Origin of the sequence: Solwaraspora sp. WMMD1047, assembly GCF_029626155.1 — a bacterium.
GTDB lineage: Bacteria > Actinomycetota > Actinomycetes > Mycobacteriales > Micromonosporaceae > WMMD1047.
Window position 1 is genome coordinate 5,445,030 of sequence record NZ_JARUBL010000001.1, and the last position, 13,934, is coordinate 5,458,963.

Annotated in this window: 13 protein-coding genes; 5 read left to right on the forward strand and 8 right to left on the reverse strand. The window is 67.1% G+C overall.

Features of this window, described 5'->3' with window-relative positions:
* Positions 1-51 precede the first annotated feature (51 nt).
* Positions 52-297: a hypothetical protein gene (locus tag O7627_RS24835; protein WP_278095886.1), complete on the forward strand. Its 246-nt coding sequence runs from the start codon at positions 52-54 to the stop codon at positions 295-297.
* Between the two features lie 948 nt (positions 298-1,245).
* Here O7627_RS24835 and O7627_RS24840 read toward each other — a convergent pair.
* The 3 genes from O7627_RS24840 to O7627_RS24850 form a co-directional block, all read right to left on the reverse strand.
* Complete coding sequence (locus O7627_RS24840) at positions 1,246-3,705, reverse strand: endo-1,4-beta-xylanase (protein ID WP_278095887.1); 2,460 nt, start codon at positions 3,703-3,705, stop codon at positions 1,246-1,248.
* A gap of 802 nt (positions 3,706-4,507) precedes the next feature.
* The gene (locus O7627_RS24845) at positions 4,508-5,587 is read right to left on the reverse strand and encodes a potassium channel family protein (protein ID WP_347404674.1); all 1,080 of its coding nucleotides are present in this window, start codon (positions 5,585-5,587) and stop codon (positions 4,508-4,510) included.
* Between the two features lie 362 nt (positions 5,588-5,949).
* Positions 5,950-6,540 carry a TetR/AcrR family transcriptional regulator gene (locus tag O7627_RS24850; protein ID WP_278095889.1) on the reverse strand — a complete coding sequence of 197 codons (591 nt, stop codon included), beginning with the start codon at positions 6,538-6,540 and terminating at the stop codon, positions 5,950-5,952.
* A 130-nt stretch (positions 6,541-6,670) separates the two neighbouring features.
* Between O7627_RS24850 and O7627_RS24855 the strand changes: the two genes are divergently transcribed.
* Together O7627_RS24855 and O7627_RS24860 are read left to right on the forward strand one after the other, a co-directional pair.
* On the forward strand, positions 6,671-7,366 hold the full coding sequence (locus O7627_RS24855) for a DUF998 domain-containing protein (protein WP_278095890.1): 696 nt from the start codon (positions 6,671-6,673) through the stop codon (positions 7,364-7,366).
* A gap of 308 nt (positions 7,367-7,674) precedes the next feature.
* Positions 7,675-8,049, forward strand: a complete 375-nt coding sequence (locus tag O7627_RS24860) for a hypothetical protein (protein ID WP_278095891.1) — start codon at positions 7,675-7,677, stop codon at positions 8,047-8,049.
* A gap of 63 nt (positions 8,050-8,112) precedes the next feature.
* Here the strand turns inward: O7627_RS24860 and O7627_RS24865 are convergent, their stop codons facing one another.
* Together O7627_RS24865 and O7627_RS24870 are read right to left on the reverse strand one after the other, a co-directional pair.
* A complete protein-coding gene (locus tag O7627_RS24865) occupies positions 8,113-8,508 on the reverse strand; it encodes a type II toxin-antitoxin system HicB family antitoxin (RefSeq protein ID WP_278093401.1) in 396 nt (131 codons plus the stop codon).
* On the reverse strand, positions 8,505-8,717 hold the full coding sequence (locus tag O7627_RS24870) for a hypothetical protein (RefSeq protein WP_278092690.1): 213 nt from the start codon (positions 8,715-8,717) through the stop codon (positions 8,505-8,507). Before O7627_RS24870 ends, O7627_RS24865 begins: the two co-directional genes overlap by 4 nt.
* Positions 8,718-9,078: 361 nt before the next feature.
* On the opposite strand from O7627_RS24870, the gene O7627_RS24875 reads away from it, so the two are divergent.
* Both O7627_RS24875 and O7627_RS24880 read left to right on the forward strand, forming a co-directional pair.
* Positions 9,079-9,786, forward strand: coding sequence for an SPASM domain-containing protein (locus O7627_RS24875; RefSeq protein ID WP_278095892.1), 708 nt, complete (start codon positions 9,079-9,081; stop codon positions 9,784-9,786).
* Positions 9,787-9,862: 76 nt separating this feature from the next.
* Positions 9,863-10,231 carry a hypothetical protein gene (locus O7627_RS24880; protein ID WP_278095893.1) on the forward strand — a complete coding sequence of 123 codons (369 nt, stop codon included), beginning with the start codon at positions 9,863-9,865 and terminating at the stop codon, positions 10,229-10,231.
* 72 nt (positions 10,232-10,303) lie between these two features.
* Here the strand turns inward: O7627_RS24880 and O7627_RS24885 are convergent, their stop codons facing one another.
* From O7627_RS24885 to O7627_RS24895, 3 genes are all read right to left on the reverse strand, one after another.
* Entirely contained in the window at positions 10,304-11,563 is a 1,260-nt protein-coding gene (locus O7627_RS24885; RefSeq protein ID WP_278095894.1) for an endonuclease/exonuclease/phosphatase family protein, read from the reverse strand.
* A 160-nt stretch (positions 11,564-11,723) separates the two neighbouring features.
* Positions 11,724-13,151, reverse strand: coding sequence for an NAD-dependent succinate-semialdehyde dehydrogenase (locus tag O7627_RS24890; RefSeq protein WP_278095895.1), 1,428 nt, complete (start codon positions 13,149-13,151; stop codon positions 11,724-11,726).
* A 15-nt stretch (positions 13,152-13,166) separates the two neighbouring features.
* Positions 13,167-13,916 carry an SDR family oxidoreductase gene (locus tag O7627_RS24895; protein ID WP_278095896.1) on the reverse strand — a complete coding sequence of 250 codons (750 nt, stop codon included), beginning with the start codon at positions 13,914-13,916 and terminating at the stop codon, positions 13,167-13,169.
* Positions 13,917-13,934 lie beyond the last annotated feature (18 nt).

Consider the following 13,934-nt stretch of genomic DNA (forward strand, 5'->3'; position numbering starts at 1 on the left):
TCAGCGGCATGTCGCGGCGTCGGTGGCCGATCCCCTGGCAGGCTTCAGAACATGGACATCAGAGCGGTGGACCAGCGTGACCAGACCTGGGAAATCTTGCAGCCCCGGTACCGGGTCTACTTCCACGACGAGACTGGCGTCGCCGACGAGTACGAGGTCGAAAGGGCCGACGTCGATGAGGTGATGGCGTGGGCGGAGGCACAGGGAGAGGGTCGAACCTTTGTGCTGTACGCGTGCGCGCCCCGTGACGGACTCGGCCTCCTGCGCCTGGCAGGCAGTGATCCCAACGCACGCTGATCACGGCATGTCCGCACATCCGACCAATCGGCCGCGACGGACGGCTCGCTCGGTTGTGTCAGATCGCGGCAGCAGCGCACCTACCCGTCGACCATGCCTATCCACTACCGGCGCACGTCAACATCCGCCTCGACGCCAGCCTGGACGGCACCGACGAACAGGCACCGACGACTCCTCGGTAAGCCGCCCGCTCGGCGGCATGACCGCGCGTCCCCGGCTACCTACTCGTGTTTGTTGGCCCATCCGCCGATCGGCGGCCGGGGACCGGTGGGGTGCGAGTGGGTACGATGTGGAGCGTGTCGACGCAACTGGCCCATGTCCGGAGCCCTGTAACCAGCCTGCGACACACCACGGGGACTCCTCAGGACGGCACCGGCCGGGTAGACGAGCATGCCTCCGGAGACCGCCCGGGACGATCGCGGTTCCCACAACAACGACCTGGCGGACCTCCTGAACGTATGCGCTTCCAGCCACCCTGTATCGCATTCCGACGCCGCCACCGGGCCAGTTGAGCACCATGCCGCGGCCGCGCGGCGACGATTGGCTCAATGACGAGATGGCCGCCCTCCGCGCCGCCGGCGTCGACGTCCTTGTCAGCCTGCTCACCTCTGCCGAGGCCGCTGAACTGGGCCTGGCCGGGAAGGGCGCCGCCGCCAACCACGCCTGACTGGAGTTCCACGCTCTCCCGATCGATGACCTCGGCGTTGAACACACCCCCGCGCCCCGCGATCCAGTAACCAAGCTCAGGTCCGAGTACTCGACGGCACGGTCGGGTGCCGCAACCCGGTAGCCGGCGCAGGCCCGGTACCTGCCCCAACCGCTGCACCGGCGGCGAGGCCATCCACAACGGATCGGTCAGGTCCGGGCCCGCGGCGAGTTCGGCGCCGACAAGCCAGATCAGCGGGATGGGGAACAACACGCAGATCAATCTGGGGTACCGCCTATGGATCAGCGCGTGAAGGTTCCAAGGTCGCCGAGGTCGATTCCATAGCCGTCCTGGATTTTCTCGTACTCGCCTTCAAAGTAATCGTCCAGATACGAATGGCCAAGAATGAACCTGTCCGGATTCATGGCGCCGTAGTAGCCGGCATTGGCATTGTCCTCACTGTCGAACAGCACATAGCTTCCCTGCCACCCCGAACCGGATACGCCCCAGCTGATGATGTGGTCGATGTACGGGGCAAATTTGGTGAATAGTTTGTACATCAGCGCGTACTCGTACCCAAGGGCGTCGGACTGCCTGACGTTGAGCTGTGCCGGAGCGATCGCGCCGCCACCGGGGGCGCTGGTCGGCAGCTTCAAGTCGAACTCGGAGTAGGAAATGCCAGAAAGAAGTCCTTGGTCAACGAGGGTGGCATAGAGCGCCATGGCGTATTGGTTATCGCTGGCCAGGGTCCTTCCAATCGAATCGTGTCCCTGGATGCCGACGTCCTCGATCAGTGGTCTTCCGTCGTACAGCGGATCCGAGAGCCATGTGGTGTTCAACTCGCGGACCATATTGTATACGGTCCTCGCTTTGCTGCGGGTAGCAATACCGTAGTCGTTGTAAGTCAGCTTCGGAGGATTGTCAACAACGTAGGCGTCGATGCTGCCGCCGGCGTCGTGTCCATCGAGTTTCATGTACTCGGGAAGATCCGCGTAGTTGGCTTTGTAGGCCGCCGCCATCTCGGCGTTGGGGGCCGCGATGTGCGCGTACTTGAAGAGCAGGTAGATGTAATGCTCTTCGAGGTCACCGCCAACTAGATCGTCCGACATCGCGACAAGCCAGTTGGTGTGTTTGAGGCTGGTTCTCCAGTTGTTCGGATCCTGGGGGATGAGTTCGCCGTGGCGACTTTCGTGGACCTCTTCGTTGAGCACGTCCCATGAATTGAATGGGATTACTCCGCGGGATGTGCTTGAGCCATACTTCGCATCCGCGGTCAGGAAGTGCCGCATCACATGCATGGTGTGATTGAACTGCACCCTCCTGGACATTTGCTTGTCTACCGGAACCTTGGCGCCAACCCCGTTGCCCAATCCGTAAAAATTGGTTGTGCTGTTATATCCGAGCGGAAGGTTCGCGGGAACAATTTGTCTCATCCATGCGGGAGCCTGGTTGTACCATGCCAGGACATGGGCGTGAGACTTGTACTCTCCGGAAGCTCCGGAATCCCTGATCGCTTGATACGCGTCGGTCGGGAAGCTGTATTCACCTAGACCAGGCGTGGTGTCTGAACCGCTCAATGCCTCGCCAGTAACGCTCTTCAGCCAGCTTGGGCCGCGGGGATGCGTGCTCTCGGCCTTGAGATTGTTGCCGTCGACGAAGATCTCATAGTGCCGGGCCCTGGTTCCGGTTACTGGTCCGGTTCCGATCGCGCCGACCATGAACCGGCCATTTTCCCTGTTGTAAACACTCTTCAAAGGCGCCACGACGCCCTGGTTTTCCCTGTTGACCACAGGCGGAAGTGCAACGCCGTTGGGATCGGGCGCGGTTATCGCGATATCGGCGACAAGAAGCGTGCCGGTTTCTGCGGGACGACTCGTCTCGCCGTGGAGCTCAAGAATGAAGTTCGAGGACATGCCTACCGAGGCGGTAACGCTGTGGTGTGCCCGCAACCAGGTCTCACCGTCGTAGCTGCCGACCCAGTCGGGGTTGAGATTGTTGTACTCGTAATCTCTGAGGTAGCTATCGAGGTCGGAGTCGAGGTTTCTTATTCTCCACCTCATGTACTTGCCCTGCGCGCTCTTGGGATAATACACATCAAACTCGATCGTTGAGCCTTCTGGAACATCCACCGCGGGAGACAACGGGGATTGAACGGTGATTCCGCCGAACGTGCTTGTCCCGTTATGTACGTAATTGATCTTGAGGACATCAGCTTTGCCTTCGGAATCCACAAAAGGATATGGGATCATTTCGGATGTGCCACCAGCAAAGTCGGCAGGGACACGGCTGTCAAGTGGTGTCCTTGCGGTCCAGGCATCAGTGGGAGCGGAAATCTCTATAGCCAGCTTCCCGGGGCCTGGATCAAGGCGGAAATAAGGATCCGAACCGTCCGCTTTGATCTTCCCGGCAAAGCTCTCCATTGCGTTTTCAAGCCAGGTCTTGGCTTTCCGGGCCCAGGAAATTGGCGCCCTGCGGGCGAACCAAATCGCAAAGTCAAGACCTTTGGTTTCATGGGCGTACACCCAGGGGAAGGCCTTGTTTATGTCGGACCCGTCGCGGGTGCGTGAAATCTGCAGCGGGAATTCGGCGTTGCCGCTCCTCAGAGCTTCGGCTTGCGCGATCAGCTCGTTAAGTTCATCTCTCGTTTCGGAACCTCGGTTGCCGTCGAGCCCCACGGCTCCAACTTTGTCGACGTCGCCCTTTCTGGCATGTGTCGGTTCACCTTCGGCCGCAGAGGCCGGTGCGGCGGAAACGGCGAACACAGAAACCAGTATGATGACTGCGAGACAGCGGTAGGCTCTGGTTAGCGACCTTTCACGCTTCATTATTAGCGCTCCCTATATTGAGGCAACTGCTAGAGGCTCTGCTGACCGTGGGTGACGGTGATGCGAGCGTGGTACGTCAACAATCCAGGGGCCGGTTTGGCGACCAACCCGTCACCCGTTCCACTCCCCGAGAGCGCATCCCTCGTTGAAGAACTGTTTGCCCGAGTGGACGGACAGCCTCCTCACTGCCAACTGTCCGGAGTCCGCGCCCTACCCTGTCGGCTGCTGCTCTGCGCGGCAAGCCTCGAAACTTTCGGTCTCCCTCCCGGTACTTGCGAGAAACCTAAGAGTCCGTGCGCGGGCGTGTCAAGGTTCGTCGATGGATTGCAGCACCGCCGTCCCTGGTCCCGACCCACCAGTGGGTCTCGCTCCTCCCGCAGTCTGCTGGTAGGCCGGGTGGTGCGGGTCACGTGCTCAGGAACAGGTCGCCTCGACGCCACGGCTGAGGCGGACAGGGCCGAGGGTGCCGTAGCCCGATCGCAGGTGGACCGGGGCGTCGTCGAGGCTCCGGCAACCCTGTCGAGTTCTCACCCGATCGCACCGGCCGCCGCCGGTGTACGCGGCCAGGCCGCGCCGTTGCTGGTCCCAGTGACGAACACCCGCAGGCCGGAGACGGTGACTGCACAGCGCCGGAGCGACGACCCGCCGGTAGTGCCCCTGCAAGCTCATACGCTGCCCCGTCCGAGTCCCGCCATATTCTTCAGGAGGTCTTTGACCCGGCGTCATACACCTTGAGGCTTCACTTGTTGTCACGGGTCAGGCGAAGGTCAGGATCGTCCCAGCCGTCGCTGACGCACCAGCCCCATAGCCGGACGCGGTGGTCGCGGCAGTCCGCCACCGCACGGGCGTAAGTGTCGGCGTCGGTGACCGGCAGACCGGCACTGGCCAGGTCGTCGAAGCCGGGAAGGGCGGCCGGCTCCTCGACCGGGGAGATGAAGGGTCCGGTCAAGGTACTCACCAGTTCCCGAAGTGCCCATCCGAGCGGTTCAACCGCGGCGATGTCGGCCCGGTGCTTCGGATGCACCCCGACCCGCAGGATCAGCACAACCCCGTCGAGCACGGTCAGTCCTGCGGGAGCCGCCTTGGTGCGGGTTTCGGCATGGAAGTAGTGCAGAACCGGATAGGCCAGGTGGCGCTCGCCGAGCCGGATCACCTCCGGCGTCAAGCTGGTCAGGTGCTGCTCGAACATCGGCGAGAACCGCGTGCCGTCCCAGTTGCGCCGCAGGATGTCGACCGGGTCGGTGCCCAGCGCCGCTATGTGCCCGGCGATCGTCCGTTTGTCCACCACGGCCGAGACCACCTGCATGAGGTACGTGATTCCCAGTGTGATCAGAAACAGCCCGGACAGCACGGCGAAGTTGGTCGCGATCTGGGCCGAGGCCGTTCCCGGCACGTAGTCACCGACGCCCAGGGTGAAGATCGAGAAACCGGCGAAGTAGAACCGGGACCAGCCACCCGCCGGACTGCCGGAATCGTCCACCACGGTCCGGTCCCCGGCGCTGAATGCCAGAAACCAGCCGAGCCACAGCCCGGCGACCCAGACGAAGAACGTGGCTGTCAGCACCACCGTTCCCGACCACCGCAGCACGAGGTGCCGTCGCCGTCGCCGACCTGACAGCCGGCGTATCGAGGACCAGACCAGACGGGCCGCCCACCCGGTCAGCGGACCGGCCCCGGCCAGCGACAGGGTTGTCAGCGCAGCGTCGAGGACGACCACGGCGACCAAGAGCAGCCCGACCGCCACCAGCACCGCGTCCACTTCGCCCACCCGTCCGCTGCGCCCGCCCGGCGATGATCGTCCACACCACCGTACGGACACACGCAGCAGTTCGCCACCGGATCCGGCTCGTCACCCCGCCGACGCGTCCGACCTGCCAGCCTGAACACGTCCCCCGCCACCGCCGGGAACGGCGCGGGTCAGCCGGCTTCTTGCTGGCGAGCCAGAAGTAGCAGTGCTGCCGAACCCGCCATTGGCGCATCATCCATGTGCGGCAACCTGTGCATTCGGACTTGCAGACGTCCACTCGACTCGACACGTCTGGAAGCTGCCGGTCAACACCGCCGTCACCCACGGTGGGACTGGTTCGCGGCCAGATGTGCGCGGCTGATCAAGCCTCGGGATTTGGACCCCGGTCCGATCCGGCGGTGATGTCTCCAGTCCAGACCGCGGCATTGGACTAGCTAGTGGAACTGGCGCTGGTAACGCAGCCAGCCTTCGTCGAGGAGCCGGAACCCTGCGTCGATGACGGACTCCGGGTTGATATTCCGGGTCGCGCTGAGCTGTATCTGGAGGGCGAAGCGGACGTAGAAGCGGATCTCGTCGCTCGGCTCGGGGAGCCCGAACTCCTCGGTGATCGCTGCGATCAGGGCATCTTCGTGGCGGAACCACATGCGTTCGGCGTACTCGACGAGGGCGGGTGTCTGTTCCATGAGGGCGAGGAGCGACCGTTCGGGTTCGGATCCGAGCGCGGCGATCTCTGCGAGGTAGTGCGCCTTGAGCGCGGCGGAGATCGAGGTCTCGTGCGGTCGGTTAGCTACTGCCGCGACGAGCCGGTCGTGTCGCACCTGCTCGTCACCGAACGCGAGGGCCTCCTTGTGCGGGAAGTGCGCGAAGACGGTGGTCGGCGACACATCCGCCCGGTCGGCGATCTCTCGGACGCTCACCGCGTCGAACCCTCGTTCGAGGAACAGCTCGTGGGCGGCCTGCACGATCGCTGCCCGGGTCGCTGCCTTCTTTCGCTCCCGTCGTCCGGTTCTCTGCCCCTCGCTCATGCCAACAGAGTACTGGATCCGCTCGCTACATGTATTGACTCCGAAACTGGTCTCGGTACAGTATTGGTGCGAGACCGGAGGTTGAGCGATGGCACCAGCGGTGCGACAGGATGCCGGGAGAAAAGGAACCATGAACGTGACGTACGCCCAGGTGGACCATCGGCAGAGGCAACGCTCCGCTGCCGGCATCATGCTCATCGCCGGAGGGCTGATCTTCTTCATCGCCGAGTTCATCGCCGCGGCGGCGTGGACGGATCCCCCCTACAGCTACACCTACCACTACATCAGCAACCTCGGGGTTCACGGCCCCGCGCAAGGATTCGGGCAGCTCATGTACTCGCCGCTGGCCTGGGTCATGAACACCGGATTCTTCCTGTTCGGGATCACCCTGTTCGGCGGCATCGCCATGCTCGCGGGCATGCGCGGCCCGCGCACCTGGGCAGTGCGCACACTGGCTTTCCTGATGGCTGTCGGCGGGGTCCTGCTGGCCTTCTTCCCCGGAACCGGCGAAACGCCCGACAGCGGTGCCATCGACCTTCACTCCCTGGGCGCACTGGCAAGCATCGTCAGCGGCAACGTACTGATCATCATTCTCGGGCGCGCGCACCGACTCGCCGGCATCGATGCCAACACCGGGCGGGCCATGGTCGCCCTCGGCGTCTTCGGTCTTATGTCGCTGGTCGGCTTCATGGCCATCGCCGGCTCATCGGCCGGCCTGATCGGCCTGGTCGAACGCTGCGCGGTCTATCCCCTCCTGATCGGCTTCGCCTGCGCCGGCAAGTCCATCTGGAAAGGCAATCCCCGGTTGACGCCTGGAAACGCATGAACGGCCACGAGCCAGATCCGCCACAGACGCCGGGACCGCGCGGCTGCCCCCGGACCGCCAAGTCAGACGTACGCTCATCAGCACCCCCGGAAGTTGGCGACCAGCGCCGCCGTCACCCACGGTGACGCCCGGCTCGCGGCAGATGCGGGCACGAAGGGCTGGGTTCGACGCACGTGGAGGCGTCCTCTCCTGAGGTTCGCCGTCTGCGCCGCGATGCCGGATGATCTCTGCGTGGAGATCATTCGACTGCTGCAGCGGGAGTTACCAAACCGCACCTGGATCGGACGGCCGGTGCAGCCTGGCTGGCAATGGTGTATGACAGCACCAGGGCGCTCGACGGTGTGGTGACGGCGTCGGTGGAGGAGCCGACGGTCGGCCGAAACCACTACCGGGTCGGTGTGCGACTGCGTGATGACAAGCCGCTGAGCATCCTCTTCAACGCTGCTGTCTTCCTGGTCGCTGGAGCCGAACAGCAAGATCCCCACATGATCCACTCAGTGTTCGTTGACGTCCCCGGCTGGGAGATCTACCGCCGCGCAGGGCTGCGGGTCGCCACCACGGCAGAGCTGAACCAGCCGCTCCACGAGCGACACCTGCAACTCCTTACCGAAGAAGAGCGCCGGGATGTCTCCTACCACCAGCCAAGCCGGCTCGGTGACCTGCTGTTCAACTGGTTCGACTGAACTGCCCCTCCGCGCCCGCCGTGCGGCAGAACGGTGAGGTTCGGCAGTTTGTATCCGGCAGTGTTACGCCGCGCTTGATGTGGGACGTGTGGTGTTCTGGGCGGCGATCTGTGAGATGCGTTGGGGCGACAGTCCCAGCAGGGCACCCGCGTCTCGGACGGTGTATCCGTCGCCAAGGAGTGCCCGTACGGCTGTCGTGGTCGCTTGTTCGGCCTTCTCGTCGGCGTCCCGAGCGGTCCGCCGGGCGTCCAGTGCTGCCACGACTGTTCCGGGAAGCTCTGGGTGTACCTCGATGCTGATTGCGGCCGGGTCGATCTCGAGCAGCAACGCGATCGCCTCGCGAGCCATGGCGGCGACCTGGTCGAGCCGGCGGGCCTGGGTGTGGACGCCTTTGAGTTCGGGCACGCTGATGGCCCACCAGTTGCCGACCCGTCGGCAGGACACGGAGTAGGTCGTCATTTCCACCAGTCCTCCCCAAGTTGGTCATCGAGGTCGCTCATGATGCCTCGCGCGGTATGTTCGTTGATTTCCCTGTGTCGGGGTATGACGATCTTCTCGCCGCCGCACCTGAAGATCGAGTGACTACCGCCTTCCCGAAGCAGCACGAATTCTTTGCCCGCCTTGGCTGCCGCTGCACCGATCTTCTTGATGAGGTCGACCCGCTTCATGGACTCTAGCCTAGTCTGCTAGATAGATCAAGTAAAATCAACTAGACTGCGACGCTGATCAGGATAGATCATCCATCCACCGACGTGCTCTCATCGGCATGTGCGCGCCTGGATTGTAGAGTCGGCTCGGTGGACCGACCGAGCGATGAGGCGCAGCGTAGTCAAGGGGATTGGTACTCGGTGCGGTGCGTGTTCCGGGTGGGCGCGGGCGGAGCGAGTCAGTTGTATGAGGAGCGGCTGACGCTGTGGCATGCGGCGGGCTTCTCCCTTGGAGGTGACGGTGGAGACGTCTCGGCGCTGCGACCGCCGTTGCCCGTGGTGCCGCAACAGCGGGCCCGGCGGACGCCGCCACCAGGACCTGATGGAGCTCGGGCTGTTCCAGCGGATCGTCGACGAGCTGGGCCAGCTCGGCTACGCCGGCGACCTGACCATCCACAACAGCCACGACCCGCTGCTCAACCGCCGTCTCCACGACGAGATCCGGTACGTGCGTACGGCCGCGCCCGCCGCCCGGCCGGCGATCCACAGCACCGGCGAGCTGCTGGACCACGCCCGGCTCCGGCGCCTGGTCCGGAGCGGGCTCGGCTACCTGCGGATCACCCGCCACCCCCGGTACGCCGACACGCCGCCCGCCTACGCCGCAGTCCAGGCATGGCTGCGCCGCACCGGGCTGCTGCCCCGCTACGACTGGCGCTACCAGCCCGTCCGGCACGGCCTGGCGGCGGTGGTCGACCTGGACGGGTGCCGGGTCGAGATGATCTCGCCAGGCACCCACGACAGCCGGCCCGGCCGGTGGCGCGCACCGGCCGCGCCCCGCCCGAGGACCGCGCCGTGCCTGCTGACCGCCACCACCGCCGTCATCGACTTCCACGGCCGGCTGACCATGTGCCGCCACGTCAACCCCAGGATCCCGGCGTACGCCCAGTATCTGGTCGGGGACCTGCGGACCGCGACCTTCGCCGGGCTATGGGAGTCTCCGCGGATGGTGGCCTACCGGGCCGCGCACGCCCGCGCCGACTGGACCCACTCCCCCATCTGCGCCGCCTGCGCCCACGGGCCGACCGGCTGACAACCGGGCGGACACGGTCGGGGCGAGCACTAGGATGACCCGATGGTCGCCCGCGACGATCCGGAGGAGAAGGTCGATGACTGACGCCGACGACGTTCGTCGGCTGGCGCTGGCGCTGCCGGACGTGGTCGAGATCGACAGCGAAGGCTTCGACTTCCGGGTGGCCGGCAAGGGATTCGTCTGGTCCTATCCCGAGCGCGTGCCCGGTCAGCCGCGCCGGATCCGCACCGACATCGCGGTGCTCTACGTCGGCGACGAGGCCGAGAAGCAGGCGCTGCTGCTGGGCGAGCCGGAGCTGTTCTTCACCACCCCGGCGTACGACGGCATGCCCCTGGTGATGGTGCGGCTGGCGCAGGTGGATCTGGGTCGGCTCACCGAGCTCGTCACGGACGCCTGGCGGATGCGCGCGCCCGATTCGCTGGTCGGCGACCAGGCCGGCGGATAACCGCCGCGCGGGGCCACCGCCCGACCAGGTCGACGACGACGACGGCGCCGACCTGGCCGGACGGACCGACCGCTACCGGCCGACGCGCAGGTCGAGCCAGACCAGCCGGTGGTCGGAGCTGGGGAACGGGAACGTGCCGGTGAGCCGGGACAGCGGGTCGTCGGCGGTGGGCCAGAACACGCCGCTGCCGCGCACCGGGAGCCGGCGCGAGGGCAGCACGTAGTCGGCACGGACGTTGCCGGGGCCGGGCACGTCGGCGAAGTCCGCCGTGTCGTACGCCGGGTCGCTGCGGTGGGTGGCGTTGGCGCCGCCCTGCGCCGCGGCGGCCTCGACGGCGCCGGCGCTGGACGGGGTCGACCGGGCGTTCACCCAGGGGCTCTCCAACAACTGCTGGGCCGCGCCGGGAATGCTGTCGCCGTCGAGCGGGTCGGAGTTCAGGTCGCCGGCGATCACGAACGCCGATCCCGGCCGCAGCCCTCCCCGGCCGCCCCGGTCGTCGTAGATGTAGCGGCCGGCGCCGGGGCGCACATAGTCGGCCCAGAACCGGATCTCGTCGAAGTTGCGCCGCCCGTTGCGGTCCTCCGGCCCGTCGAAGACCGGCGGGGTGGGATGGCTGACCAGGAAGTGCACGGTCTGGCGCCCGATCCGCACCGGCAGGTCCCAGTGACTCTTCGACGACAGCCGGACCCGCCGCAGCTCCTGGGGTGAGTACCAGTCGGCGGGGGCGACGGTGGCCGGGTCGTCGGGCAGCAGCGCACCGGGCATGTCCTTCCAGCGGAACTTCTGGAAAGTCCGGATTTCCCGGTGGTCGATCGGGTAACGGGAGTAGACGACCATGCCGTACTGGCCGGGGAAGGCGCCGAAGCCGAGCGCGTCGTCGCCGTACCCGGGGGCGCCCGGTTCGGTGACCACCGCGCCGTCGTTGTTCAGGTCGAAGCCGGAGGCGACACCGGTGTTGCTGGGAGCGATGAACCGGTACGGGTAGCGGATCGGCGTCGCCCCGTTGCGGCCGACGGACAGGTAGTTGTCCTGGAACAGCTTCGCCGCCAGCGGGTCGTAGTCGAACTCGTTGACCAGCAGCACGTCCGGGCGGGTGCGCTGCACGATCTCGGCGATCACCCCGGCCTGCGCGTTGTCTGGTGTGGACAGATCGGCGCGCAGCGCGCCGGCCGTGCCCCGGTTCAGCGAGGCGTTGAAGGTGGCGAACCGGACCTCGCCGCCGCCGTGCGCGGCGGCCGGCGCCGACGCGGCGGGGATCGCGGCCAGGGTCACCGCCGCGGCGAGCAGAGCCCGGGCACCGACCCGTCGGACCCGCCTGATTGTCAAGGACATGCTTCCTCCTGCCAGCTCCGCCGGCCGCGGTCACGCCCCCGGCCGGTGCGACCACGTGGGGACGCCGCACCATCATCGACGTCGACACGGTACGGGTGAGTCCTACCCTGGTACGCCGACGATCCGGCGGCGCTGACGTGAACTCCGGAAGACGTGTCGCTCAGGCGGTCAGCGCGATGTACTTCTCCTCCAGGAACTCTGCGATGCCGTCGAAGCCGCCCTCCCGGCCGAGGCCGCTCTGCTTGACCCCGCCGAACGGGGCGGCCGGGTCGCTGACGACGCCACGGTTGACGGCCACCATCCCGCTCTCCAGGCGGCGGGCGACGGCGATCGCCTCGCGTTCCTCGCCGAAGACGTACGCCATCAGGCCGAAGATGGTGTCGTTGGCCATCGCGACCGCGTCGTCGACGTCGTCGAAGCTGACCACGGCCGTCACCGGGCCGAAGATCTCGGTGCCGGTGATGGTCGAGCCGTGCGCGACGCCGGTGAGCAGCGTGGCGTCGTAGAACGCCCCGTCGGCGGACGCCTGCCCGCCGCGCCGCAGCGTGGCGCCGTCCGCCAGCGCCGTCTCGACCAGGCGGGCCACCTTGTCGCGCTCCGCCACCGAGACCAGGGCGCCGAGGTCGTTCGCGCGGTCGAGGCCGGGGCCGACGGTCAGCGCGCCGAGGGCGGCGTCCATCCGGGCGACGAACTCGTCGTGCAGGCTGCGGTGCACGTAGAAGCGGTTGGCCGAGGTGCAGGCGGAGCCGCCGTTGCGCATCTTGGCGATCATCGCGCCGGCCACCGCCTGGTCCAGGTCCGCGCCGGGCAGCACGATGAACGGGGCGTTGCCGCCGAGCTCCATCGAGGTGCTGACCACGGTGTCGGCGCAGGCGTGCAGGAGTTCCCGGCCGACCTCGGTGGAGCCGGTGAAGGAGAGCTTGCGGACCTCGGGACGGTCGATCATCAGCTGCACCAGCGGACCGGTCGGCACCGGGGTCACCAGGTTCACCACGCCGGCCGGCGTCCCGGCGCGGGCCAGCGCGTCGACGATGTAGGCGGCGGTGAGCGGGGTCTCCCGGGCCGGCTTGAGGACCGTCGTGCAGCCGGCGGCCAGGGCCGGGGCGAGTTTGCGGGTCGCCATCGCCGCCGGGAAGTTCCAGGGGGTGATGAGCAGGGACACCCCGATCGGCTGCCGGTCGACGATGATGCGCTTGTCGCCGGCCGGCGAGAGCCGGTAGTCGCCGGGAATCCGTACCGCCTCCTCGGCGAACCAGCGGAAGAACTCGGTCGCGTAGCTCGCCTCGGCGCGGGCGTCCGGCCAGGCTTTGCCGTTCTCCCGCACGATCACCTCGGCGAGCTGCTCGACCTCGGCGGTGAGCAGTTCGTACGCCCGGCGTAGCAGTTCGCCGCGCTCGCGCGGGGCGGTGGCCGCCCAGCCCGGCTGGGCGGCCGCCGCGGCGTCGACGGCGGCCAGGCAGTCCGCCTCGGTGGCGACCGCGAACCGGGCGACGACCGACAGGTCGGCGGGGTCGATCACGTCGAAGCGGCGGCCGTCCGAACCGGGCCGCCACCGGCCGTCGATGAACAGGTCGGCGTGCAGGGTCATGGGTGTGCTCCTTTGTCAGGCGAGGAAGCCGCCGTCGACCGGCAGCACCACTCCGCTGAGGTGACTCGCCCGGTCGCTGAGCAGGAAGGACGCCACCGCGCCGACCTCCGCGCCGGTGCCGGCCTTGCGCAGCGGGGTGGCCGCGATGCGGGCCTCGACGCCGCCGGGGATCGCCCGCCGGGTGTGGTCGAGCATCGGCGACTCGGTCGGTCCGGGCGCGATCGCGTTCACCCGGATGCCGAGCGGGCCGAAGTCGTGCGCGGCGGTCCGGGTCAGGCCGATGACGGCGTGCTTGCTGGCCTGGTACGCCCCCATGCCGGAGCTGCCGCGCAGGCCGCCGATGCTGCTCAGGGTGACGATCGAGCCGCCGGACCGCATGACCCGGACCTGTTCGCGAAGGCATAGCCAGGTGCCCTTCACGTTCACCGCCATGATCCGGTCGAAGTCCTCCTCCGGCACCTCGTCGAGGCGGCCGCTCTGCGGCATCGCCGCGTTGTTGACGGCCCCGTCCAGCTTCCCGAACCGCGCCACGGTCGCCTCGACGAAGCCCGCGACGTCGGCCGCCCGCGACACGTCCCCGGTCCGGTAGGCGACCTGGTGTCCCGCCTCCGCCAGCTCGGCGGCGACGGCCGCCAGCGGTTCGGTCCGGCGGGCGACGAGCATCAGCGTCGCCCCGTCGGCGGCGAGGACGCGGGCCGTGTCGGCGCCGATGCCGCTGCTCGCGCCGACGACGAGGATGATCTTCCCGGCCAGCGATGCCGTCACGAACCGCCCTCCCTGTCC